Source organism: Desulforhopalus sp. IMCC35007 (assembly GCF_005116575.1).
Taxonomy (GTDB): Bacteria; Desulfobacterota; Desulfobulbia; order Desulfobulbales; family Desulfocapsaceae; genus Desulforhopalus_A.
On record NZ_SWCN01000036.1, the window covers coordinates 13,479 to 39,316 of the forward strand.

A 25,838-nucleotide genomic window follows, 5' to 3' on the forward strand; every position below is an offset into this window, starting at 1 on the left:
ACAATGGTTTGGGCTGGAGGTTTTGGCAGAGGATGCTTGAGAAACAACCGCAGATTATCGTTCTTTAAGCCAGAGGATATGAAAAAATGACACCCCGTACAGCATTAATAGCAGGAGCGACTGGTTTGATTGGTGGCTATTGTCTTCAGGCGCTTCTTGATGATCCTGGCTATGCAGAGGTAATAGCTCTGGTCAGAAAGCCTATACTCACCACTCATAAGAAACTCAAAACTGTTGTGACCAATTTTAACGATCTCGAACAAAACCAGGCCTTGATCTCGGCGCAGGATGTTTTCTGCTGTCTTGGAACCACGATGAAGAAAGCAGGGTCAGCAGAAGCATTCAGAAAGATTGATCTTGATCTGGTTGTGGCAATTGCAGAGTTGATGAAGACGCGGGGAGCAGAACAATTGATAGTCATCTCCTCGATGGGTGCAGACAAGAATTCCAGAGTCTTCTATAGCCGCACAAAAGGTGAGATGGAAGAGGCTCTGAAAGGTATCGGCTATTACTGTTTACGGATTATACGACCGTCGTTGTTGTTGGGAAAAAGAGATGAGTTTCGATTGGGTGAAAGGCTTGGTGGTATTATTTCTCCATTGTTGCAACCTTTAATGGTAGGTGGTTTGAGGAAATATGCTCCTGTCCAGGCAGAGTCAGTTGCACGGTTCATGGTGAAGGTTGCGCAAGAGAGACCTGTCACTGGAGTACATGTGTACGAATCAAATCAGATCGGCTAAGGCTTGCTGGGTTTGGTTGAAAAATAGCACTGGAATTCAGCCAGTAAGGGAAAACACTATCAGGTAAAGAAGGTATTTGCCCCTCACAAAAATCTTGCGGATGCGTACCAGAACCGAATCAGGTGTGTTGCTCGGACATCACGCATATTTGGACGGCTGAAGGATGGTGTAATCTGGTTATAGTGGTGGATCTGTTTATCGTCGAATTGTAGGCTGGTCGATGATCACAAGGATTAAGAAAAACCTGGTTCTTGATGGCTTTCTCATTGCTGTTTGGCGCCGGAAGCCAGGAACTGGTCTTATATCTCACTCAGATCATGGTTTCCAATATTGCAGTAACTCTTTCCAGAAAAATGTTTTTCTCACACCTTTTCCTTCGGTGGAGTAGACATGTATTAACGACTCAAAATGAAGTTGTCAGCAAGATGTTATGGTAGTGACTATATACTCTGAAAAATATTGTTCTCAGCAAGGTTAATAGTTATATTTTTGCTGATCTCTCGTAAAAAGCGGCTTACGTATCATCCATAAAAGAACAATTAATGTCACGGAGAGACGACTGGAGATAATCGATATGGGCAAGCGCTATTTACTGTACAAAGTCTGCAGAGACGGTAATCATCGTCTCATCACCTGGCTGACTGCTTCTGGTATGGAGGAGGCTAACCTGGCCGTGAAGCTGTTGCGCAAAAACCATCCCCAGGAGCAGGACCTTATTTTGGGCGAGGGCGAATTTTTCGAGATAATCGAGGAAAAACGCCTCAAGTCCGGCGAGTGGGAGCAGGCCATGCAGGACCTGTCCCTGCGCAAAGGGGGGTTGAGCCCCGTGGTCGCTGAGAAGGGAAGCATTGACTGAGGTTGCAGATGACAGGGTCCGGAGCGTCGAGACGGCATGATCCTGGTCAAACATTGGGGCACTTTTAGACACCTTCCTGGCTCTTCTGGAATTCTGTGAACCGTCAACAGGCAGTAAAACCTTTTTTATTTTGTCTATGATAATGTCTCATTTTGGAAAAATTACATTTTGAATTCAAAACGTTACACCGCTTCATGTGACTTGCATACTTTGGATTTTAAAATGAAACGTACGAAAGCTTAAATCGAGAACACCCAGTATTTTCCTTCTCCAGTTAATAAAATCCATTCAATTTTCTTTGTTTATAGCGAACCCATCGTCAGTCATTAATTCAACTCAAGTCTGTCACTACCACCAAAGTGGAGGCTGGTAAGTAATGTCAAATATTCACGCAGGTGACGGGTGATGAGAAAATTTTCTCGTACAAATTCTTTGGCTTTTATACCGATTTCTTTTCTTTTATTTGTATGATGAAGCAGATAACGGATACGCAACGCCGCTCCCTCAGGGGTGTTGACGAGAAAACCGGTATTAAAGTTAATAACCTGTAAACGTATGCCCCCCGTATTACCACCAATTACCGGTTTTCCTTTCCACATGGCTTCTGTGACGGTTAAGCCGAATCCTTCTTTAACCGACTTCTGCACCGCAATATCCGCTGCCCTTTGCAGTGCATTGATGGTTCGATGTGCATCGGCAGGTAACAACAGTACATGAATGTCAGGGTCGTCTGAGGAACTTCCATGAACTTCCTGAAGGACTTGTTCTCCCTCAGGGTCGTCCGTCGCTCCGCCCCCTGCGAGAACAAGCTGAGCATCAGGTACATATTTCTTTACAATTTTAAAAGCCTGGATAACCCCAAGGGGGTCTTTGAACCGGTCAAACCGGGAAACCTGCAGAATAAGAGGGCGATCAGGGTCAAGATGGAAGTTGTTAAAGACCGATGCGACCTCCTTGTCCGGCAGTTCGATATTTTTTGCACTGAGTGGATCAATACTTGGCGGAATAATATATTGAGGATGGGGGAGGTTTTGGGCAAACTCGGCCAGAGAGAAGACACTGGCTTCATATCCACTAACAAATTGACGCAGATATTTCCAGGTGGGTCGATATGGACGGCTGACATCGATATGACAGCGCCAGAGCCACTTTCCTCTGCGATTTTTGCAGTGAGAGAGGAGGGGGGCAGGTTGTGGGTCATGAATAAAGACAAACTCCGCCTCTTCGAGTTGTTGCCGTAATTTTTCTGCATTCTTGCTATTAACCTTTTCATACTCCTGCAATTGTGTGTTCGGGATACGGATTTGCTTGCCCTGCAGGCCATTGTGAAAATTCTTGGTACATTGATAAAATAGGTCGCTGCCTTCAATAACTTCCCAAGAGGTTTCAATCCCAAGTTCCTGCATCAGCGGTACAAGCTTTTCCAGTATTTCGGCCACCCCACCGCCAACTCGGGTGGAGTTCACATGTACAACTTTCATCCCGACCAGAGGCTTTGCCAACTGGCGCAGATGAGAGACCACCTCATGACCGGCAACTTGTGCGTATGCTTTCAATAATTTCGACATGATCTCCTCCTATGAAAAATGTGCTGAAAAGACCTCAACGACCTGCTTCTTAAGCTCAGACAGTGTACCAAAGTATGGATCAATGGCAGCAAGCCGGCAGCAAAGACCCTCATATTTTTTTCCATGGCAGTTGAGAAATAAACGAAAGTCATCTCCCTGATTATCCAGGCGGCGGCGGGAATCGATAAAATGATAAAAAATGCTGCTTGTAGACATGTCAGGGAGTAAAGCTGTTAACTCTTCAGGATTGTGAGCTTTTTCCAAGGTGTCAAAGATTACGATTTGTGAGCGGATAAACTCAAAATATGAGGTTGCCAGGGTATAGGCCAGTGATTCTTTTTCATCAATTCTTTCATCTATAATTTCAAGTAATTCTTGACGGAGATTTTCCAGGTTTGAAAAATCGTTAGGGTCGACAACGGCCAGACGCTCGCCCAGCGGAGCATCATGCAGAGCATACCAGGCCCAGGCAGCGAAGTCATTGTTGTACTCCCGCTCCTCAAAACGTGGCTGCAAAAGGCCGCCCCAGAAGTGGTAGTAGATACTGTCGAGGCTGATTTGTGTCAGGATGCTCTGCAACTCTTTGAGGTTTATCGCTCTTTTACTGGTAGCAATGGCGATAAGGGCGCAATCTTTAATCTCAAATATTTTTGTCTCCCTGACGGTGTCGTCATTTGCTGATACGTTCATCGTTTTGCCTCCTCTTTGCGGTTATAATAACCGGTTGCTTGTTTGTAACAGAGCAACCGGCCAGGACTGCAACAACCGACCAACTTCTATAGATGTTGAGCCCTCTTCCACCCCGATAGTATTTGCAGGGTCACTGGAAAAAATATCTGTAAGTTGCCACTCACATAGTGCATTCGGTAGGACGATCGCGGTATTTCCCCATACCGAAGTACCGATGGGATGCTGCTTTTCTCCATGCATCAGGGTCATATAGAGCCTGGGGGCAACCGCAATAATCATCCGTTTTTCAATCTTTCTGGCAAAGGCACAAACATGGCTGCTTTTTGTACCTGTTACCTCCAAAGGAAGGTAACTGCCCCGATCAAACACCTCCTGCCAGGCATTTCGCAGCTGCAAGGTTTTGACAATGGTGTACATCTTAGCTCTGCCGTCGTGCAGATCAGCGAGTAGTTCCTGCTGGAGTGGGGTCTGTTCATCGGCCTTTTCCATTCTTTCAAATAAAGAAAACAACAGATCCTGCCGCTTTTGAAAATCTACCGGTCGGCGGTTGTCCGGATCAACCAGGGAGAAACGTAACAACTCGCACCCCTGGTAGATATCGGGAATGCCCGGGGCAACCAGTTTCAGAAAAACCTGAGAAAGGCTGTTGAACAGGCCGAACCAGGAGATGTCTTGATGCATGTCCAGAAAATCTTTCATAAACGGACTGTCGTCTTTGGTCAAAACCCCTTCGACAAATCGGGCAACACTATCCTCATAGGACTGGTTCTGATTGATCCAACTTGTATGGACTTTTGCCTCACGACAGGCCTTCACCGAAGCGGTTATAATGCGCTGCAAGAAATCTTGCATTCCCATTTCATCGAGAGGTTCTGTCGGCCACACCCCTATCAAGTTCTGATAGAAGGCATACTCATCATTTTCGTCAGGTGCCGACACATCTCCCAGGCTGGTTTTTTTTGAGCGATTGAGCTTACTCCATACAAATACCCGTTTTTTCCACTCCGGAACCATCTCCGTCAGGATATTTATCCTGGACCGCACATCTTCACTCCGCTTGGAGTCATGGGTGGAACTGTTTAACATGCCGTGAGGCCAGTACCGCAACCGATCCTGATTACTGCGATGAAAAGCCGTCACAGAGACACCAAAACGTTGTGGTGATCCTCCTACCTCGTTTAAAGACAAAAGACGGTTATAGATATAAAATGATGTGTCCTCAAGGCCTTTGGCCATAACTGGACCTGTATATTGTTGAAAATTACTGATAAAATTCTGTCTTCCGACCTGGTTGCGGGTGTTGCCTGTCTTCTTCGATAATAATATGTTTTTAATGAAATCGAAGGCGCTCAGGTCGTCTGATTGTTCTCTATCTCTGGCCTGTGCCACAGCCCATTCAATAAATTTGCTATCACTCTTGCTTATTGTTTCCGGGGTAATATAGGTGCGGTACACTGGAAAGTACGCAACCACCTCGATTAAGCCGTCACGGAGACGGTTGAAGGTAAAGTCTCTGGTTGCACGATCTGCCTGTGCCAGACAGTAAAGCTGACTCGCCAGGACATTGAGCTCGCCAGCCATTGAGGAGCGGATAATCAGTTTTTTGCAGTTGTAGAGGAGGCTCTCCTGATCAAACTGTTTGCCGACAAACTGATGATACAAAGACGTCATCGGCTTTTCTGCCTTTGTCTCGAGGAGTATACCGTTCAGATGGTTTGAGAAGTCATATCCGGTGGTGCCACTCACCGGCCATGCCTCAGGCAGGGATTCAAAATCCGCCAGAATTTTTTCTGCAACCACATAAAGAGGCATTTGACGAGCTTCTTCAGCATTGTTCTGTTCCCCATCTCCTGATTTCTGCATCTTGCCTACTGCTGCTGTCTGAAGCCGTGAAAAATACTGGAGAGGGTCATAGAGACCATCTGGATGGTCTACTCGCAGACCATCGACTTTACCGGTGGCTATAAGATCAAGAATAAAATTATGGGTTTCATGAAATACCTGTTCATCCTCCATACGAAGCCCGGCCAGGTCATTGATATCGAAAAACCTGCGGTAGTTGATTTCGTCCCCAGCCACTCGCCAGAATGCAAGCCGGTATGCCTGCTTTTCCAGAAGATCATGTAAGAGGTCGTAGCTCTCGGGGTTACCTCTTTCGCCGTTGAAGAGGATGATATTTTCCTCAATAAATTGCCTGACTTCCTGCTGCTCCCGACAGAGTCTGGCGAGACGCCGCTTGTTGACATCTTTATCCCGCTGATGAATCTGGATCTTCTCCTCTGATATTTCATGTCGGTCTGGCAGGTTTTCAAAAGAAGAAATAAGGTTCTCCATTTCCAGATAGCCGGTATGCTGCAGCCCCAGTCGATCACCAAGGCGCGCAAGATCGTGAGCGAGTATGGTCTGGCAGGTTTTGGGGGCAACAGGAAATCGGTGCTCATAGTAGTGGATTGAAAAACTGCCGCTGTTTTCGCAAAAACAAAGAGTGAGTTCGCCACGGTCTAAAATATTTCCATAATGATCACCGAGCACCGGCAGCAGGACACGACCACTAAGATGTGGGCTCTGAGGCTGCCAATTGATGTCGAAAAAATTGGCATACAGTGAAAGCCTGCCATTTTCCAGGACATCCATCCACCAGTGATTATCGGGGCCGATCCCCATGTGGTTAGGAACAATATCGAGGAGCAGAGCCATTTGGTGCTGCTCCAGAACTTCAATAAACATTTCAAAATCCGCACGGCTGCCGATCTCCGGATTAATCAAGGTGTGATTTATGATATCATAGCCATGCGGGCTACCGGGTCGTGCCATGAGCAGGGGGGATATGTAACAATGACTCACTCCAAGTCCTTTGAGATAGGGAATAATTGCCGCAGCGTGAATAAAAGTGAAATCTCTGTTCAACTGAAGGCGGTAGAAAGATGTAGGAAGGCTCATTCCCTGTCGTTTTCTGCGATCCGATAATGGCGCAGAAGGGCGTACCACCCCTAACCCCCTTTCCTGGCACAGGTCTTTGAACAGGTTCTCAATCTTCTGGCTGGCAACAATAGTTTCCAGATCGTATGTAAGACGCATGGTCCAGAATGACTGGTTGATCAAGGATGGTGGTTCAGCCTGCTCCTCTATCTGGAGAAGGTCGCCCATGGCAACGAGTAGAATTTTCGCCGGGGTCTTCGCCAGAAACATCTGGCCGGCTGAGATCAGGGACCAGTCAAGCTCTAATACTTTGGCAGGGTCAAGGTCATATCCTTCCGGTAGGAGCTCTGCATGGGCGAGGTTAATTAAAAATTTGGCCCTGTCAGAGGACCGGGCCAAAATAGCCTTCTCCTTTGCTGCGATATCAGGAAACAAGCCTTCCTCTGTTTTAACGGCAATATCCCGACCTTGCCAAAACCCTTGCATACTCGCCAGAAAAGGAGGCGAGGTGGATATGAGACTGTTTGCCGGATAGGTAGCAGTTTCCCGCCATTCCGTCTGTGTATCTCTGAATTGAAAGAGTGCCATGTTTGAAAAAATGTTTTTCTGGCGCAGAGCTGTCTGCTGCTCTTTGGGAAGCTTGTCGATGGTGTCATCGGCAATCACCAGACAACGGTTTCTTATGCTTTCCAGTGCCAAAATCCCGAGGAAATCAGAAAATGGATACCGGATGAAGGCTTTTGCTGAATCTCCGGCCAGAGAGAAGGACGCCTGGAAATAGTTGGCCATTGATCTGATAATGACGGCCCCGGCATTGAACATGATGTGACGCAACCCTTCAATAAATGCTTGATAACAGCTCTCCTGGATTTTGTGCGGCAAAAAAAGCGGCTGCCCAACGGCGGGATCAATGGTGGAAGTATCAATGAGGTATTTCTTTACACGCGTCATTTGAAACAGCTGGTCATTATAATACCAACTCTCAAAACCGTTGTTATCGATACTATATAAAAACTCTTGAAGCAGTCCGATTTTGAGACCCAGCTCCAGGGAACGGTGGCCAATCGTGGCCATCTGTAACGCGGCCTGCCATTGCAGATACTGATAATATTCAATTTGCTTTTCATGATGTTCGGTAAATGACGCTACCGCCTTGGAAAAAGGGCTTCTTAAATCAACAGGCCAGTCGTTCCAATGTCTGTTGTACCGGCCGTCCTCTCCAAGTTCCTCTGCAATTGCTGCAAAGATTGCAGAGTAGTGTAGAGTTTTTCCTCCCTGCGCTTGAAAGTGTCTGAAATCTGCTCCTCTGGATGTTTCAGGATTAAGATGATTTGTATAGAAATGATTCCAGAGTTTTTTAAACAATTCTCCTTTTAGCCTTATTACTGCATCATAATCGAGCCGCGCCTGGTTTCTAAGAGATGCCAGCCGGGCTTGAAAGCCGGCCTGAAGGCAGTACTTTCCAACCTCCTCATCTTCTAAAAAATCCGGAATTGCCTCAACATCAAGATACAGGACGTTGAGTCCAATGCGGCAGGAGGGTGCGTAAGGGTTTCCATCATTATCAGCGGACCCGAAGAGATTGTATAATGGTGGGGTATGAATCGTGCCGGCTCCGTGGGTTGCAGCCCATGCAAGTAACTGTTTCAGGTCTGAAAAATCACCGATACCCCAGTTGGTTTTGCTGCGAACAGCATGAAGCGGAACACTGACTCCCCAGACCCTGTTCTCGGCGCTTATTCCAGAAGGGACATAACAGCTCCGGGGCACAACGATCAACTGCCCGGAGATGGTGGTGTGGTCATTTGACTCATCGACTCTGGAGATTGATATATTGTGGTAGCCGCAGGGGAGGCAAAGCTGCAGGTCAAGCTGGTGGATGCCGTACCCCTGTTCGTCTCTTTCTACCACAACCTCCATAGCCTTTTGCGAAGGTCTGAGTAGACCATGGTGTTCTTTTTTCGACTCTTCAATTATGGTCCACTGGTATTGCCGCTCATCTGCAACCGGCAACCGTAATGGGAGCGATATACATCCCTTGTCTTCCTGCAGCACTGATACCGGGTCAAGAATCTGCTCCCAGTGTTGCCGTGCAACTTGTTTCAATAAACCATCTGCCTGGCAAGGTTCAGCAATATCAAGACCTGCCGCCTGTAAACACGATATAAGGCAACTGTCTGCAGCGCCCGAATGAACATTTTTTTCATCCGGCGATTCCAGATATATCCCATAGTGAGCCGCAAGCTTATATAAGGAGTGAGTCGGCATAATGTCCTCGCTCGTTGGAAAAATAACAGCAGAAAGATTTCGCGGGTAAACAGTCTCGGGACGGGCAATTATTTCCCTTTGCGAGCTGATAGATCATCCTGGCGCGTAAAGGTAGCTCTCGCGCAATGTGTTGCTCGGTAAAGTTAATAGCTATGGTATATTGTGAAGCATCTGCCAACTGCCAGCAGGCACGCAACACCCCTTGAGCTGGAATTGTGTAGCTGGCAGAACCTCCGACTGTTTTTTTTATGTGAGGTACGATCTCAGAGTGCCGGATCTTCAGAATTTTGCGGTAAAAACTCAAAAAAGCCTGGTGCTTTTCGGTGTCAAGCTCATTCCAGGCAAGTCTCGAATCCAGGAAGGTTTCTTCGGCGTTGGGATCAGGGATCTGTTCCCTGCTTTGCCGGGATTTGAACTGACTGAATGCGGCAAACTCTTTTCTTCTCCCTTTTGTTACGCTGTCTGCGAGCTCCGGGCCGAAATTACAAAAATAATAAAAGGGGGTTGTGGCCAGAAATTCTTCTCCCATGAAAAGAAGTGGCGGAGATGGGGCAAGCAGGACTAAGGCAGTACAGAGTTTCAGACTCCACAGGTCACAAAGAAAAGAGAGTCTTTCGCCAAAGGCACGGTTTCCGATCTGGTCATGGTTCTGCAGAAAAGAGATGAAGGCTGCAGGAGGCAGGTGATCACTGGGATCACCACGTTTGAGCCCCTGCCTATAGAGGGAAGGCTCGCCCTGATAGGCAAAACCCTGTGTGAGGCACCGCCCCAGATGGTCCAGGGGCTTGTCGGCATAATCGATGTAATAGCCTTCTGCCTCGCCGGTTAACAGAGTGTGGCAGGCATGATGGAGATCATCGTTCCATTGGGCAGTAAAAGGTGGTGTCGCGCCGTTATTTTCAGCGGTAAGATATTCGGCCTGGTTTTTATCGTTTTCCAGCATAAGATGAATATGCCGCCGTCTTCCCGGCCCATGTCGTACCGCCTGGGATATCTCTTGAAGAATGTCAGGACTCGATGGGTCGAAGATCGCATGCACCGCATCAAAGCGGAGGCCGTCAAGATGATATTCTTCCAGCCAATAGAGGGCATTGCTAATGAAAAAATCCCGGACTGTTCTGCTCTGCGGCCCGCAGTAGTTGATAGCTGCCCCCCATGGGGTGTGAAACTCTTCTGTAAAGAAGGCATCCCGGGCATACACGTGGAGATAGTTCCCCTCCGGGCCGAAATGATTGTACACCACATCAAGAAAGACCATGAGACCGCGCTGGTGCGCCTCGGAAACCAGGTTTTTCAGATCATCAGGCGTGCCATAGCAATTACAGGGGGCAAAGAGCAACGCACCATCATATCCCCAGTTGTACTTGCCTGGAAAATGGGCCACAGGCATCAGCTCAATTGCGGTTACACCCAACTCCACAAGATAATCCAGCCGCCGGGTGACGCCCTGAAAATTTCCCTCAAGAGAAAACGCACCGACATGTAATTCGTAGATAACCGTCTCTTGCCAGGGTCTCCCCGTCCAGGCCTGATCTCGCCAGCAAAATGTTCGGGGATCACAGACAACACTGGGGCCATGAATATCACTTGCTTGATAACGGCTTGCCGGATCGGGAACAAAAAGCTTACGGTCAATTCTGAACTGATAGCGATCACCCGGCCTGGCTTTGCCATGGTAGAGGCGATACCAGCCATCTTCCAGGCGAGGCATCGATACTGTTTCTTCTGCAGCCGTTTCAGACAGCAGAAAAAGATCCACTCGTTCTGCCCCTGGTGCCCAAAGTTGAAAAAGGACTCCACCCGCCGGTTCAACCTGAGCACCAAAAGACATTAAAAAGCTGTTCTCTATACTGTTTTGTGGAGTGAGCACCATAAGCTTTCTCCTGTTATCTGAAATAATCAATATGATTACTTTCCACGTCCACAACCTCTGTTGACAAGGCGTTCGTACCACCCGGCCTGCAATCTGCTAATCTCTTACAAATCAAATACCTCCCTGTCTCCTGGGGAAAGCTGCTGTGTTGTCCCGGCATATCCAATTTTCACAGAACCTTCATTGTGTGGTCGGCTGTACAGTATGATCCGGTCCTGGTCAATTTTTATATCCAGCCAGTTCCGACGATAGATGATGCTGAATTCTACACTTTCTAATTCTGAAGGTAGTCTGGGGCTGAAAATCAAAATATCACCCCGGCACTCGATGCCGGAGTAACAGCGCATGATCAGATCCACCGTCCCGGCCATAGCCCCCAGGTGAATGCCTTCATGGGTGGTATCGCCCTGAATGTCTTCTATGTCGCTTTCAAGTGCATCCTGAAAGAGCCGCCAGGACATCTCACGCTTTGAACGGGAGAGAACCCAGGCATGCACCACACGGGACAGCGTCGATCCATGGGCGGTTCGTTTGAGATAGTAGTCGACATTGTCCGGAATGGTTTCGGGGTTAAAATCATAGCCGAGCCTTTCGAAAATTCGACATAGCTCATCGGCAGAGAGCAGATAAAAGAGCATCAGGACATCAGCCTGTTTGGATACTTTGTAGTCGTTGGGGCTTTCTCCTTCTGCCTCCAGAATGCGATCAAGTCTTTGGATATTATTATATTTTTTCAGGTAGCCCTGCCAGTCAAACTCTTTGAGTTGATCGTAACGTTCAAACTGACTGATGATGCCGTCCCCGTGGAAAGGAATGCGAAGCTTATGTCCGATTTCATACCAGGAATTCAGCTCCTTCTGCCCGACTTTGTGATTTTCCATGATGAATGTACGGCGCTCGCCTGGAAGTATTTCAAGCAGCTCCAGTACCCGCCAGAATATCCAGGCCACCATGACATTGGTATAGGCGTTATTATCGATACCGGTCTCTTCGCTGCCCGGATATCGGTCATGGAACTCGTCCGGTCCCATGACTTTGCGGATTTCATAGCGGCCCATCGATTCATTGTAGGACGTCTTGGCGGCCCAGAACCGTGCGATCCGGAGCATGAGTTCAGCACCGTAAAAGGACATAAAATCCATATCTCCGGTTACCTGATAATACTGCCAGGTATTATAGGCGATGGCGATATTGATATGACGCTCAAGTTTGGTGTTGTCGGGAATCCAGCGACCCGATTCAGGATTCAGATGCAGGGTCTGCACCTGCTCCCGGCCATCACTTCCGCTCTGCCAGGGGAACATAATCCCTCTATAACCCGCCGCTTTGGCCGCCCAGTGGGCATGTGGGATACGACGGTATCGGTATTTCAGCAGTGCACGGGTAATATCGGGAATACGAAGATTTAAGATTGGAAAGATAAATATTTCGTCCCACATGATCAGCCCGCGGTACGCCTCGCCGTGCAGACCGCGTGGCGGTACTCCGACATCCAGATCGACACTGTTGGGCGATACTGTTTGAAGCAGGTGAAAGATGTGCAGGTTTAAAATCCGTTTGATGCGTGGGTTTTGTGCGCGGATGTCTATCCGCCAGCGTGTCCAGAGATGGTTCCAGGCGAGGGTATGAAGCTCGAGAAGTTGGGCAAAACTTTCAGCATGGCTAAGAGCCGTCCGCGCTTCGGTTAGACAATCCGAAACAGCAGCATCTCTTGAGGTATAGAGAGAAGCAATCTTTTCAATCCGCAACGGTAGTCCCGCCTTGACAGCCGTGCAGAACTGATGGGCGATGTATCCACCTTCCTCCATGAGAACCTCGCGGGGCGGGTCGATCATCTCTTTTTTATAGAAGAGTTCGGTTCGGGCTGCTTCAGCAATCCGGATGTGGGATTGATTTGTCTCGGCCTCAAGCCAGATCAGATGAGTTTGCCCATCACTTTGCAGGTGGTTGAGATGCAGGGTATTGAGCTGCCGGTAGCGTTTGACCTGGGTGTTTTTCACCCGTCCGTCCAGTGCCGAACGTACATGCAGGGTTCCAGACCAGTTTACCGGTAGAATGGTCGTTTCAAGACCTGCCAGATGTGGATAGCGCATGTGAACAAAACGGCGCTGCGTCAGCCTTGTCCGGCGCTTTTTATCATCCTCAAAGAGCACTACACGGACCAGCACGCCGTGCTGCATGTCGAGTTCCTGACGATATTCAAGAATTTCGACCGATTCGAGCGCAAACCAGTTATCATCTTCAATGCGAAAGGTAAGGGGCAGCCAGTTGGGCACATTGACCATACTTTCATTTTCAATGGTATGATCACCAATTTTACTCTTGAGGCGATTGTATATCCCGGCCACATAAGTGCCGGGATAATGGATGCTGTCGGCCTCAGCCTCAGGTGCCGCGCCCCGGGTGGCGAAATATCCGTTTCCGGTCGTGCACAAGGTTTCGCGCAGTTTTTCTGAATCCGGTTCAAAGCCCTCATAGGTAAGCGACCAGACATTGACGGAGGCCATTTTTTCGCAAAGCCTGACCAGCTCTTCAAGGAACAAGACCACTTCATGGGGATCACGGAGGACATAGCGGGCAGCTGTCTCCCTTGTATGATCACTTACCAGTATGCCGATTCCCCGATCTGCAATGGCGCGAAAGGCATCCTCATCGGTTGTGTTGTCCCCCATATACAGGGGAACGGCGCGCGAGCTGTCGATATAGAGTTTTTCTAACAGATAAAGTAGGGCCTTGCCTTTATCCCAGTCAGCCTTTGGACGTAACTCGAAAATTTTTTTGCCAACGGTTTTAACCAGGTCTGCATGGCGACCGACAACCGCATCGATCCGCTGCTCCAGTTCCGGGATAATATCATCAGCAGCCTGCCGGAAGTGGACTGCAATGGCAAACGGTTTACGTTCAATCCGTACCCCCTCAAGACCATTAACTTCTGCCTTCAAATCCTTTTCGCCCCTGTCAAGGACCGGCAAAAAAATTTCGCCTGGTTTCTCATGAAACGAATTTTCAGGTCCGAGCAGATTAAAGCCGTGACTGCCGACATACCCAAGGCTATCGAGTCCGACCAGCTTTTTGACATCATCCAGCGCACGCCCCGAGACGATCACGACGGTCCAGTGCGCTGCCAGTTTTTTGAGCAGTTGTCGGGTTTTCTCGTCAAGAATAGCCTGGGCGGGATCATCGACGATGGGTGTCAGAGTACCGTCATAATCAAGAAAGATAGCAGGCCTTCCTCCGCACAGTCGTTCTATGATCTTGTCTTTATTGTCAATGGCCGACGGCAGTGTAGTATCATGATGGGTATTCATGTTTCTCACTCCTTATTTCCGATAAATCGGTTACGACAAGGTCGGCACCATGATTTTTTATCTCCGTATTTCTGCCCGTACGATCTATGCCGATAATAAGGCCAAAACCACCTTTTTTAGCGGCTTCAACACCGGAAATTGAGTCTTCTATCACCAGGACGGTCTCTGGGGCAACGTTGAGTTGTCTGGCCGCTTCCAGGAAAATATCAGGTTCCGGTTTCCCTTTAAGATTGTGTTCAGCGCCATACACGCCGTCGACCATAACCTGGAAAAGCTCCTGGACACCAGCGGCTGTGAGCACCGCCTTGGCATTGCGGCTGGACGAGATGACTGCCGTGGCTATTTTCCTATTTTTAAGGTTTTGCAGAAATTCGATGGTCGATTGATATGCCTTGGCACCGTTTTCTTTGAGGTAGTCATGGAAAAAACGGTTTTTCCGATTGCCGAGGCTACAGACGGTTTCCTTGTCTGGTGGATCGTCTGGATTTCCGTAGGGGAGAACTATACCCCTTGATTCCAGGAAACTTGCAACTCCCTGATAACGCAGTTTGCCATCTATATAGCGGTAGTAATCCTTTATATCGTCAAAGGCCTTATACCTCCATCCACGCTTGGCCGAGTGCTCCTTGAGATAGGCGTCGAACATCTGTTTCCATGAGGCCGCATGAGCACGGGCCGTGTCAGTTACCACGCCGTCCATATCCAAAATCGCCGCCTCATATTTGTCCAGATCTATTTCAACATTCGGCTGTTTATTCTTACCTTTCACCATTAAGCTCCCCATTAAGACTACGTCACCAAGCGTGCTCTCCGACACCGGTTCCATCCGGTTGACACACTTTTCTCAGGATGCTTTTTTTATTATTTTTCTTCTTAAATTAATAAGATAAACGATAAATCTAGATAAAAGGTTAACATTAGTGCCATGGAAAGATCCCAGATAGCGAACCAGGGAACAACTTCGAGGTACTTGTGCCAGCTTATTTATTGTTTGCTGTACTTTACTCAAGCTGCCGCATCGGTTGCGGCAGCTCTTCGGGGAACAGACCTTCTTTTTTCCATTCGATATAAACCCGCCGCCACAGTGCTGTTCCGCCTTCTTTTGAATAACAGCTAGGCAGATTACAAAAAATTTGACAGTCGGGACACGCAACCAGAGCAAACTGCCGATCGGTTTACCTTGCCTCACCCCAAAAAAAATCACAGTACAGCGAGTAAGGTCGTTAGCCTGTTCAGGTTCAAGCCAAAATCGTAGAGATCTTCCAGAGTTCATCTGGCAGAGCCTGCTTGAGTTGAGTCAGAAGCTCGGATTCCCTGGTTTTTATTTCAGCAATCCTGCCATCCAGTACCATCTGCTATAACGCACTATATGGTACAGTTTTGACAGGCCCCGCAGCAAAGCATTGCTGGAGGAGCGGTATCCCGATAAAAACGGGTACAAAACACCATACGCTGATATCCGGTTTTTTTTTCCATCGACTTCCCCCTGTTGTCTTCAGGTGGTACCTGTCTATTCTGCCGGTAAGTGCAATAGCCTTCACAGTCTTACCTATATTTAATGCATAAAACATGCCGCCAACAGTGGTACGGAACTAACAGTTGTAATATCAGCTGGTTGCCGCGAAAAAACACAACTAAGACAGGATAATATTTACCGAACTTACAAAATTTGCAGCTCATCTATAAAATTTTGCAGAATGGATGAGAGGCAGGTGTAGGATTAGCAGGGCCTTTGAACAAAATAAGATTTACAAAAATCCACAATTTTTTGGGACATTGACGAGGCCATATGAGAGAACACAATCAGTTGGTATTGCATTCGGTAATCTCTGACTCATACAATCAGAGTTGTCCAAGAAATGAGGAAATAAGGTTTAAGGTTCATTGTTGAACCGGCCTCAGGGAAGGTGGTGTTGCGGTTGTCTTTGACTATAGCCTGTGAATCAGAGGTCGCTGAAGTGCTCGACAATATTATAGGAATGATCTCCAATCCGTTCGAGATCTCTTAACACCGCAGGATAAAAGACATCCAGGCCGGTTATCCCGTTTCTTTGTTCCTGTCGGCCATAATGTTTTTTCCTATGATCCTGTCCCGGTGAGGCAGTTATATTCTCTGGCAGGTGCACATCCGTCATTACCACCCCTTGTTTACTTTTGAGCGCCTGAACAGCAACACGGTATGCGCTGTCAGCAGTGCTAAAGCTTTTTTCGATTTCTTTTATTGCCTGTTTTGAGAAAACAATATCTTTAAGTTTGGCGTATTCCGCTAGATTTTCAGCCAGATCGGCAATCCGTTCAATATCGGCCAGGGAATGGACAATAGCCCGTTTTTTCGTGGCGTCTCTATCGGACAGCATCAGCGTGCTGATTTTGCTCATATAGTCAACAAGCTTGTTATGCAAGGCGTCGACGATTTTTTCATATTCCATGATAGTTTTCAAGGCATCTCTGTCCCTTGTAAAGAATGCAGCCCTTACCAGTTTCAACATCTCTTCGGTGAGGAAGGCCATTTTATGAACTTCTTCTTCCGCCTGGTTTAAGGCAAGCGCAGGCACCTTCAAGATATTCTCATCAAGTCCCGGTGAGATATCTGTAACAATGATATCCTCTCCAGGGATAATTTTTTTTAAGATGAATATCAGGGTTGATACAAAAGGCAGCAGTATAAAGCTGACAGCCACATTGAAAAATGTATGTGCATTCGCAATCTGTCTGGGAATATCATGAGCTGTGGAGGCAACGAGTTCAGAAAATGGCAGGATAAAAGGGTATATCAGCAATGCTCCAAGAAGGTTTATGATAAATTGTGCAATTCCCGTTCGTTTGGCTGAGAGATTTGTTCCCATAATGGCTATCAGTTCCAAAAAGCAGGTTCCGATATTTGCACCGACTATCAGGGCTATTCCTGACGTCAGATTGACCACTCCTTCCATACTCATGGCGATGACCAGACTTGTCGTCGCCGAACTGCTGTTGGTGATTGCGGTAAAGATTGCACCGATGATAATTCCGTAGAGCGGGAATCTGCCAAACTGTGAAATAATATCCAGTACAAGCGGATAATCCTTGAGTGGTTTAGCTCCGTCAGACATGATCTTCATGGAGAGGAATATAAGGCCGAGAAAAAACATTGCCTCGCCAATGTTCCTGAGGTTCTCGCGGGTAGGAAATGCCACGCGCAGGACAAAGCCTGCTATGATCAGGGGGAAAAAGTAAACACTGATTTTGAAGGCCACAATCTGCGCGGTTATTGTGGTTCCTATCTCTGAACCGAGAATGACATATATCGCCTGGGTCAGATTCATGATTCCGGCATTGACCAGGCCGAGCAGCAGGAGGACGGTTACGCTCGAACTCTGGACCAGAAAGGTGACTATCGTTCCTGCACACATCCCTCTGAGCGGACTTGCTGTGGCTTTTTCCAGGATAATTTTCAGACGGATACTGGCGACCCTCTTCATTGTATCGCTTAATCTTGAGATACTGAACATGAACAGGACCAGACCACCAAGGATCTGGGATATGAGTGTTACAGTTTCCATAGATGATGTTCCGTGAATTATTTCATCTCTTTCCGTCTTGAGGGACTATGCAACTTTTGTGTAGGCAAAAGCGATTTTGCCGGGATTTACGACCATGAGGATTATTTCCCGTCTATGTCAGGGTCTTGGTCTTGGCGTTACCTTTACGCTTATGATGTCGAGTCACACTGGTTTCTGAAATTGTTACAAAAATACGCAAATAAAAGGTACAACAAACAGATGATCAGCTTCGCACCTGATGGTGGCAAGAAAATATTTTTTCATGATGAAACTCTCACTACAGAAAATGACCCTCATTGAGGGATAATGATAGAGAACCTACTGGCGAAAGGCTCAACAACAGAAGTTGTTATTTGCAATCACTCATATCATCTCCCTTTATTCAACACTAAACGATGCAATTTGAAAAAGTTGGCGCTCATCGCAACTCCCTGACCCTTGGGTCTACCTGATGCGGCGAACCTTCCACCACCATTTGTGAATCTCAATCGCCACAAAGATTGTGAGCGAGAGGGCCAGCAACGATACAAAGGTGACCAGATCGACAGGTTCGACCCGCAAAATTCGCTGCATGAATGGCAGCTGCATGGCGGCCATGTGGACAAGAAACGCCAGGATGGAACCGCCTAAGAGAATGGGACTTGTAAAAGGAGAGAGTCGCACAGCTGAAGTCGTTTCTGAGCGACAGTTGCCGATGTGGATAATCTCGAACATCACCATCAGCAGAAGAAGGCTGTTACGCGCCTTTGCCTCCGACCAGCCGCCCACTTCAATCATGTAGCAGAAGGTACTAAAACCGACCAATGCCATGACGACAGAGGCGACGAGGGTACGTTCCACCATCAACCGGTTGAAGACACGTTCCTGTGGAGGTCGCGGCTTCCGCTGCAAGACTCCGGTTTCCCCTGGTTCAAAAGCCAGAGCGACATCCTGAATGCCGTTGGTTACCAGGTTCAACCACAGCAATTGCACAGGAAGCAGCGGGAGTACAGTCAGGCTGGCACTGGTATCTGGCCAGCCTGTCAAGATGGTCAGGCCCAGAAGGAGCACTTCTGCAGCACCTGTTGATACGAGAAGGTAGATGACTTTGCGGATGTTGTCGTAGGCAATACGCCCTTCTTCAACACCGGCTATGATCGTGGCGAAGTTATCATCGGTGATTACCAGCTCAGCCGCCTCACGGCCAACATCTGTGCCGGCCTTGCCCATGGCCACACCGATATTCGCCTGCCGGAGCGCAGGGGCATCGTTGATGCCGTCGCCTGTGACCGCCACGTAATGGCCGCTCTGCTGGGCGGCTTTCACCAGCTCCAGTTTTTGTCGTGGTGTCGCTCTGGCAAAGACCTTTACGCCCTGAACGGCCTTGATCAATTGCGCCGGCGACATACCCTCCAGCTCGCGCCCGGTAATGACTTGTTCCGGACGGTCAGCGAACCCCAGGTCGCGCGCGATCGACAAAGCCGTGACCGGGTGATCTCCGGTGATCATGCAGACGGTGATACCCGCTGCGTGGCAGGCAGCCACAGCCTCGCGAACGCCCGCTCTGAGCGGATCAATCATTCCCACGAATCCGAGAAAGTTCAGCTCCGCTGGCTCTGGAGGTGCCTGAGAAACATCTAATGCTTCCGGGGTACTGCCTTCCGCCAAGGCCAGGATCCGGTAGCCGCGTTCGGCCATGGACTCTGTGATATCCAGCAGTTCACGAGTTCTCACTTCCTGATCTTTGAATACGCACATCGCCAATACGCGCTCGGGAGCTCCTTTCACAAAAACACAGGTGCCGTTTTTGCCTGAGTGGAAGGTGGCGGCATACTGATGTTCCGGCTCGAAAGGAATCTCATTTAACTGGTTGTACTGACTCAGGATAACCTCTCGAACCAGTCCGAGCTTATGGCCGAGAGACAAGAGCGCCAGATCCGTTGGATCTCCCCGCCAGATCCAGGAACCATTGAGCTGGTGGAGGTTTCCTTCGTTGCAAAGCACCGCTGCCCTGGCCAGATCGTCCAGCGTCTTATGAGTGCCTGAGGTGATGGGCAGATCGTTCTGGAGCACCTGACCGTTTGGAACAAAGCCTTCGCCCGTGACCTCGAAATTTTGCCCATCGGGGAGGCCAATTGCCCGTACCGTTAATTCGTTGCAAGTGAGCGTACCGGTCTTGTCACTGCCAATAAGGGTGCAGCTGCCCAACCCCTCAACTGCTGCGAGACGGCGGACTATCACCCCGCGGCGGGCCATGCGCGTGGTGGCAATGGCCAGGGCAACCGTGAGTGCCACCGGAAGTCCTTCGGGGATGGCGGAAACTGCTAAGGCCACGCCAAACAGAAACATGTCACTGATGGCATAACCGCGAAAGAGTACGCCGGTGATGGCAATCGCGGCAGCTGCCATCAGCACGGCTAAGGCCACGACATGGGTGAATTTTTCCATACGCACGAGCAGAGGTGGCTTGCCCCCCGTGACGCTCATCACATCAAGGGCGAGCTGTCCCACAGCGGTCGCCGCTCCGGTTCCGACGATGATACCCTTGGCACGTCCATGGACGATGATGGAACCGGCATACGCCATGTTCTGGCGATCCGCCATCTGCGCTAAAGTGTCACCCTTCCAGGAGGGATCTTTTTGAACCGACAGTGACTCTCCTGTCAGTAGTGACTCATCCACTTCAAGGCCATGGGTCATGAGCAAACGCATGTCTGCCGGGACCCGGTTGCCGGATTCCAGCCAGACGATGTCCCCAGGCACCACCTCCTCGGCGTCTATTTCGCATATTTCACCGTCGCGGAGGACGGAGGCACGAATCTGGAGGAGTTTCTGCAGGGCGCGACTGCTTTGCTCAGCCTTTCCCTCCTGATAGCCGCCGATGGCCGCATTTACAATAAGTACGGCGGCAATGAAGATGGCATCAGTCAGGTCCTCTGGATGGGCAAATGCGGAAACGATGGCTGCAATGATCAGGATGTAGATCAGCGGACTCATGAACTGCCGTAAAACGATCTCCCACCAGGCGGCGGGTGGCTTTTGCGGGAGTTGATTCCGTCCGTAAATCTCAAGTCGAGCCTTGGCCTCAGCGTTTGTCAACCCATTCTCGCTGGCCGACAATCGAGCCAGTAAATCGAGATTGGACATCACGTGCCACAGCGCCTTTGTCTGGTCAGTCAGGGTCTTCATTTCATGGCCTCCTTGCACGCCTCCAACAGAACTTAAGAGGCGAGGGGATAACGACTCTGTTGCAAAAAAATCATTAAGTCAATGTGTTAAGCCACTTGTAAATGGTTCTTCTTTCTTGAGATTACATGCGTTATACAGTAGAGCGGGCACCAAAAACTCTTTCAACGAGACGGATCTCTTTTTTAAGCCAAAGATTGCCAGCTTTGCGCGTAGAATAAGCTGCCGTCCATGTTTATTATCCACAGTTCACAGGTTTGGTGATTTTGTGAATTGTGTGAATCAAGAAGGTTTCGACCATGTTCATAAAAAACATCCTGATCCGGCTTATCAATAAAGCGGGTAAGTGGTTGTTGCAGCAGGCGTTTTTTGTGTACTCCAAGCATTTGGGCAGCGGTCAAGTTGCACTCAACAATCAGCCCTTTCTTGGAGATAGTAAGATACCCAATCGGTGCAAAGTCAAAGAGGTCTGAAAATCTTTTACGGGATTGAATCAGGTCATCCTGAGCTTGACGTAAATCTTCGTTCTGGAGTTCCAGCTCAATCTGGTAGGTGTCGAGTTCATGCACAAGATTCTTGATATCTTCCGGAGACATGACAGCAGTGCTGTCTTTATTCTGGGTCAAGAAAACCTGGGCTCGCCTACGTAAGTCAGAAAATTTTCCTCCAGCGCCATTTCTCTGTTTCATGATCTCATCTCATGTTTTTTATGTAGAGGCAGCTTGTTGGGACTGCGTAATATCTTCAAAGGTGATGACGACACCATCAATCACATTGTTTACGGTCCGGTATGGCCTGATTCGCATACGGTACATCTTGCCCTTTGTGTCCTTCACGGTTGTTTCCTGCAGACCCAGGTCTTTGAGGACCTGGCGGCTACAGGCCTGCAGGTTGACATCGATCAGACTCGAGGCAAAGTGCTCTATTGGCCGGCCTATATCGGCTTTTGTAAGAGGGAACATCTCCGTAACTGTTGGGGTGAAACGCCTCACTGTAAGGTCGATATCAAGGAAAATAACGGCTATTGCGGTAGCATCAAGCAGGTTTTTTATATCGTCATTGGCCTTGACCAATTCGTCAATCCTGCTCTGTAATTCAGCATTAACCGTAACCGATTCTTCGTTGAGAGACTGCAGTTCCTCTTTTGATGTCTCCAGTTCTTCGTTGGTGCTTTGTAACTCCTCATTGGTGGACTGCAGTTCTTCATTGGTGGATTTCAGTTCCTCGTTTGAGGTCTCCAGCTCCTCAATGGTCGTCTGCAGGTTTTCCTTGGTATACCGTAGTTCGTCTTCGAGCATTTTGATGTCATCTGTGTTCTTTGCCTTTTTTGCTAACACCGTTTTACCCTTTTTTTTCACATCAGGAGAACCAGTATCAAAAATCACCAGCATCATCCCGTGACGGCCTGTCTGAAAATCAGGCAATGGCCTGACAATCAGGTTTAGACTCACAAAGGTGCCATTATCCTTGATCTGGAGCCCCTTCATCTCTGTCTCACGCAAGCTGGTTGCCGTTTTGTTGATGGCATTTGTGAGCCCAATTTTCAGACCAGGTCGTGCCATTTGGAAAATATTATTATTTGTTTCTCCTTCCGCCGGTTCAAGAAACTGGCCGGTGCGACCATGGATATAAAGAATGTTCGCCAGGTCATCGATGACCACACATGGTGGCATGTCACTCTGGGCAAGCATTGATTTTAATAATTTCAAGGTATTAACGGCATGTTCCACCGGTCTGGGCTGCTCTGAATCTTCTGTCTGTACGGTCTGTAGCACCTGGCCTGATATTGGGAAATTCAGGGAAGGGCGTCCCGAGAGCCCTGAGGAGATGCGTTGAAATATCTTCCACTTACTATCAAGGCTTTTAAAGAGGTCATTGGCGTGGCCGATGCTTTCCGAAGAACCGAGAAAGAGGACACCATCATTCTTGAGACTGTAGTGAAATATCGGCAGAATTATGTTTTGTAGCTCCGGCCCAAAATAAATAAGAAGATTCCTGCAACTGAGCATGTCCAGTTTCGTAAAAGGGGGATCTTTTATGATGTTTTGCTGGGCAAAAACCACCATTTCCCGAATCAGTTTTTTGACCTTAAAATGATTTTCATCCTTGGTGAAAAATTTTTTAAGACGTTCGGGGCTGATGTCGGCGGAAATAGAATCCGGGTAGATTCCGGCCCGCGCCGCATTGATGGCCTCCTCATCAATGTCGGTACCAAAAATCTGTATATTGAACCGATGCCCCATCTCCTCCATGCATTCTTGAATAATCATTGCAATGGAATACACTTCTTCACCGCTGCTGCAACCGGGTACCCATATTCTTACAGAATAGCCCTCCGGCTTTTCCTTCAACAGAGTCGGCAGATATGTTTTTTTCAGCAGTTCAAATGCCTTTGTATCTCTAAAGAAGCTGGTTACACCAATTAAAAGCTCTTTGAAAAGAACGACCCTTTCTCGTTCGCTTTCCTGGAGGTAGCGCACGTACGCTTCGATATCATCGAGTTGATGGACATGCATTCGTCTTTCAATTCGACGGAGGATGGTATTTTTTTTGTAGAGTGAAAAATCGTGTCCCGTGCCGGCGCGCAGCAGAATGAAGATCTTCTTCAGCCCGTTTTGGAGCTTTTCATCCTTATCAAAAACCTTCGATGTTGATGTCTCTGTGACATGTTTGACATACTTCAACAGTTGCTCCGGCATTTTGTCGGCAGGGAGAACATAGTCGACCAGTCCTGTGGCTATGGCGCTACGAGGCATTCCATTGTATTTGGCAGACTCTTCATCCTGAACCATGGTCATGCCAGCTTCACCTTTAATGGCCCTTAGCCCAAGAGTTCCGTCTGTGCCGGTGCCGGAGAGAATAATACAGCTTGCATTACTGCCCTGGTCCTGGGCAAGAGAGCGTAAGAAACTATCGATGGGAAGATTTGCTCCCCGTGGTTTCAACATCTCCATTAACTGTAAGCTGCCGTTCAGAATGGCCATTTCCTTGTTTGGAGGAATGATATACACATGATTTGCCTGCACTTTCATGTTGTCGGTCACCTGCAAAACCTTCATTTTGGTCTTGTTCTGAATAAGCTCAGGCAGGATACTGGTGTGGGTTGGATCGAGATGGGCAACAAGAACAAAGGCTATCCCAGGGGTTGCCGGCATTGCTTTAAAAAAAGATTCAAAGGCCTCAAGCCCCCCGGCGGAAGCACCAATACCAACGATGGGAAATGGGGCAGGCCCACAGGGCACAGATAATTGTCCTGTAATGGCTGCTTTTTTCTGTACCTTGCCGGAAGAAGCAGACTTGGTTGCACTCTGGGCCTGTTCTTCTTTTTTGCCTGCCATGGTGTGTTGTCTCCTTTTGTGGAAGAAATGAAAAAGAATTCCGAGGGGAGTTTTAAGGTACGATTGCCTCGTACATGTGTGGTCCCATAATTACCTCATGTCCGAGTCTCCCGAACCCGCCACGTATCCGCTGAAAAAGTTCCTGAGGGATATAAGCAGATGATCTGGCTACATCTTGAAAATTTTGATGGCCAGGTCTTGTGGCTATCTCCATATATTTTGCGTGTATGGCAAACAATACGGGCTTATGCGAACAGGCGATCTTTTATGAAGAGATGATCCTCGCACAGTCAGGTTAAATTATTTTCAATTGCGTATCAATGGAATCTTCCTCTATGAATTGCGATTTCAGAGACTACTGGCGGCACCGGGTCCGTGTCGAAGTTATTCTGGAACCGGAGTCTCCGTGGGATTCTCTGATCAGGAGAGTGGAATAAACCGGGACCGGGCCTATGAGAGTCTGGAGGATCTTGCCTTCCCTGGCTATTCCACTGATACTGATCGACATCGATTGTTATGAAAGTTGCAATGACCACTTCCGTCAGCCAGCAGACAACCCGGTTTTGCAAGAAATTGGTGACATACGGGTTAAGCTGCGCCTGCGTGGCAACAGAGGTAACCTGCACGGCGGAGGTGATTTTGGATATTATTGCCTGAAACATTTGTCACCGGTGCAAAGGTGCCTGTCCCGGTTGGAGCCCTGAGCCTTATTTTCGATTGATGTGGCTCCGGGGTCATCATTGCGGGCTGCTAAAAGCAGGGAAAAATATCTGGCACACTTACACGATAATCCCGGCTTTCGATGTCACCATGCATGCATCTTTGTGAGGGCAACACCTTATCAGAAATACCTGTTCAAACAGTAAACGACTGTGATTCTCGCGACTGTGGTGAATCAATTGTTTGCGCAGCAAAGCAACCTGGGCAACAGCCATGGCTCAGCTCCGCAACACTCTTATTGGAGAGATTCTCATCTATCTCAACCCATCTCGCTGATTATTTTGCAATAGGTACGAATGGGGATCAAATTTCTAATGAGTTATTTTTTTGAGGACGTCCTGTTTTTCAAAGAAGCATTCCATTATACGTACCAGTTCATCGGCATCACATGGTTTAAGAATGAAATCATCCGCACCTGAACGAAGTGCGTCAATTGCCAGTACTATATTGCCATGTCCTGTGAGGATGAACGCACCGGTTTCAAAATTGGTCTTCTTTATCTCTTTTACGAGTTCCAGTCCGCTCATTCCGGGCATTACGAGATCAGTTATCACCAGATCAAAATGAGTAGAACGGAATGCAGTTAAAGCGTCTTTGCCGTTCCTTACAGGTGTTACCTTAAAGGAATTTCTCTCCAAATAGTGGCCAAGAGATTCCAGTACAGGTTGCTCATCATCAACCAGCAAAACAGTTTTTTTACGCATTTTTTAAACCTCCCCATGAAACCTGAAAATCGTATAAAGCGCACACTTTAAGCCCAAGAAACAACCCTACGAGCACGGTTTAGTTGAAAAACCGTGCTTTTTTCTTGCCTTTTTTGCGTGTACGTATTAAGCTTATACGCACACTTT

Annotated in this window: 13 protein-coding genes; 1 reads left to right on the plus strand and 12 read right to left on the minus strand. The window is 48.2% G+C overall.

Annotated elements, in window-relative coordinates; genetic code table 11:
- Positions 1–86 precede the first annotated feature (86 nt).
- Positions 87–740 (plus strand): oxidoreductase, encoded by a 654-nt coding sequence (locus FCL48_RS22865; RefSeq protein WP_136876076.1) that lies wholly within the window; start codon positions 87–89, stop codon positions 738–740.
- Between the two features lie 589 nt (positions 741–1,329).
- On the opposite strand, the gene FCL48_RS22870 is transcribed toward FCL48_RS22865, so the two are convergent.
- From FCL48_RS22870 to FCL48_RS22925, 12 genes are all read right to left on the minus strand, one after another.
- Entirely contained in the window at positions 1,330–1,668 is a 339-nt protein-coding gene (locus tag FCL48_RS22870) for a hypothetical protein (RefSeq protein ID WP_136876078.1), read from the minus strand.
- A gap of 254 nt (positions 1,669–1,922) precedes the next feature.
- Complete coding sequence (locus tag FCL48_RS22875) at positions 1,923–3,164, minus strand: glycosyltransferase (protein WP_136876080.1); 1,242 nt, start codon at positions 3,162–3,164, stop codon at positions 1,923–1,925.
- A 9-nt stretch (positions 3,165–3,173) separates the two neighbouring features.
- The gene (locus tag FCL48_RS22880) at positions 3,174–3,854 is read right to left on the minus strand and encodes a DUF5752 family protein (protein WP_136876082.1); all 681 of its coding nucleotides are present in this window, start codon (positions 3,852–3,854) and stop codon (positions 3,174–3,176) included.
- Positions 3,855–3,875: 21 nt separating this feature from the next.
- Complete coding sequence (treY, locus tag FCL48_RS22885; protein WP_136876084.1) at positions 3,876–9,041, minus strand: malto-oligosyltrehalose synthase; 5,166 nt, start codon at positions 9,039–9,041, stop codon at positions 3,876–3,878.
- A complete protein-coding gene (gene treZ / locus FCL48_RS22890) occupies positions 9,019–10,914 on the minus strand; it encodes a malto-oligosyltrehalose trehalohydrolase (protein WP_205747803.1) in 1,896 nt (631 codons plus the stop codon). Before treZ ends, treY begins: the two co-directional genes overlap by 23 nt.
- Before the next feature lie 104 nt (positions 10,915–11,018).
- Positions 11,019–14,222 (minus strand): trehalose-phosphatase, encoded by a 3,204-nt coding sequence (otsB, locus tag FCL48_RS22895; RefSeq protein WP_136876086.1) that lies wholly within the window; start codon positions 14,220–14,222, stop codon positions 11,019–11,021.
- Positions 14,206–14,994 (minus strand): HAD family phosphatase, encoded by a 789-nt coding sequence (locus FCL48_RS22900; protein ID WP_169309342.1) that lies wholly within the window; start codon positions 14,992–14,994, stop codon positions 14,206–14,208. The genes otsB and FCL48_RS22900 overlap by 17 nt, the downstream gene beginning before the upstream one ends.
- A gap of 1,171 nt (positions 14,995–16,165) precedes the next feature.
- Positions 16,166–17,764: a Na/Pi cotransporter family protein gene (locus FCL48_RS22905; RefSeq protein WP_136876089.1), complete on the minus strand. Its 1,599-nt coding sequence runs from the start codon at positions 17,762–17,764 to the stop codon at positions 16,166–16,168.
- 444 nt (positions 17,765–18,208) lie between these two features.
- Positions 18,209–20,932 carry an HAD-IC family P-type ATPase gene (locus tag FCL48_RS22910; protein WP_136876091.1) on the minus strand — a complete coding sequence of 908 codons (2,724 nt, stop codon included), beginning with the start codon at positions 20,930–20,932 and terminating at the stop codon, positions 18,209–18,211.
- Between the two features lie 182 nt (positions 20,933–21,114).
- Positions 21,115–21,618, minus strand: a complete 504-nt coding sequence (locus FCL48_RS22915) for a PAS domain-containing protein (protein WP_136876093.1) — start codon at positions 21,616–21,618, stop codon at positions 21,115–21,117.
- An 18-nt stretch (positions 21,619–21,636) separates the two neighbouring features.
- On the minus strand, positions 21,637–24,267 hold the full coding sequence (locus FCL48_RS22920; protein ID WP_136876095.1) for a chemotaxis protein CheB: 2,631 nt from the start codon (positions 24,265–24,267) through the stop codon (positions 21,637–21,639).
- Positions 24,268–25,298: 1,031 nt separating this feature from the next.
- Complete coding sequence (locus tag FCL48_RS22925; RefSeq protein ID WP_136876097.1) at positions 25,299–25,691, minus strand: response regulator; 393 nt, start codon at positions 25,689–25,691, stop codon at positions 25,299–25,301.
- Between the last annotated feature and the right edge of the window lie 147 nt (positions 25,692–25,838).

What these genes read in the sequence shown, in the direction of transcription:
- FCL48_RS22865 (WP_136876076.1), top strand. Translation starts at nt 87, where the DNA reads ATGACACCCCGTACAGCATTAATAGCAGGAGCGACTGGTTTGATTGGT.
- FCL48_RS22875 (WP_136876080.1), bottom strand. Translation starts at nt 3,164, where the DNA reads ATGTCGAAATTATTGAAAGCATACGCACAAGTTGCCGGTCATGAGGTG.
- FCL48_RS22880 (WP_136876082.1), bottom strand. Translation starts at nt 3,854, where the DNA reads ATGAACGTATCAGCAAATGACGACACCGTCAGGGAGACAAAAATATTT.
- treY (WP_136876084.1), bottom strand. Translation starts at nt 9,041, where the DNA reads ATGCCGACTCACTCCTTATATAAGCTTGCGGCTCACTATGGGATATAT.
- treZ (WP_205747803.1), bottom strand. Translation starts at nt 10,914, where the DNA reads ATGGTGCTCACTCCACAAAACAGTATAGAGAACAGCTTTTTAATGTCT.
- otsB (WP_136876086.1), bottom strand. Translation starts at nt 14,222, where the DNA reads ATGAATACCCATCATGATACTACACTGCCGTCGGCCATTGACAATAAA.
- FCL48_RS22900 (WP_169309342.1), bottom strand. Translation starts at nt 14,994, where the DNA reads ATGGTGAAAGGTAAGAATAAACAGCCGAATGTTGAAATAGATCTGGAC.
- FCL48_RS22905 (WP_136876089.1), bottom strand. Translation starts at nt 17,764, where the DNA reads ATGGAAACTGTAACACTCATATCCCAGATCCTTGGTGGTCTGGTCCTG.
- FCL48_RS22910 (WP_136876091.1), bottom strand. Translation starts at nt 20,932, where the DNA reads ATGAAGACCCTGACTGACCAGACAAAGGCGCTGTGGCACGTGATGTCC.
- FCL48_RS22915 (WP_136876093.1), bottom strand. Translation starts at nt 21,618, where the DNA reads ATGAAACAGAGAAATGGCGCTGGAGGAAAATTTTCTGACTTACGTAGG.
- FCL48_RS22920 (WP_136876095.1), bottom strand. Translation starts at nt 24,267, where the DNA reads ATGGCAGGCAAAAAAGAAGAACAGGCCCAGAGTGCAACCAAGTCTGCT.
- FCL48_RS22925 (WP_136876097.1), bottom strand. Translation starts at nt 25,691, where the DNA reads ATGCGTAAAAAAACTGTTTTGCTGGTTGATGATGAGCAACCTGTACTG.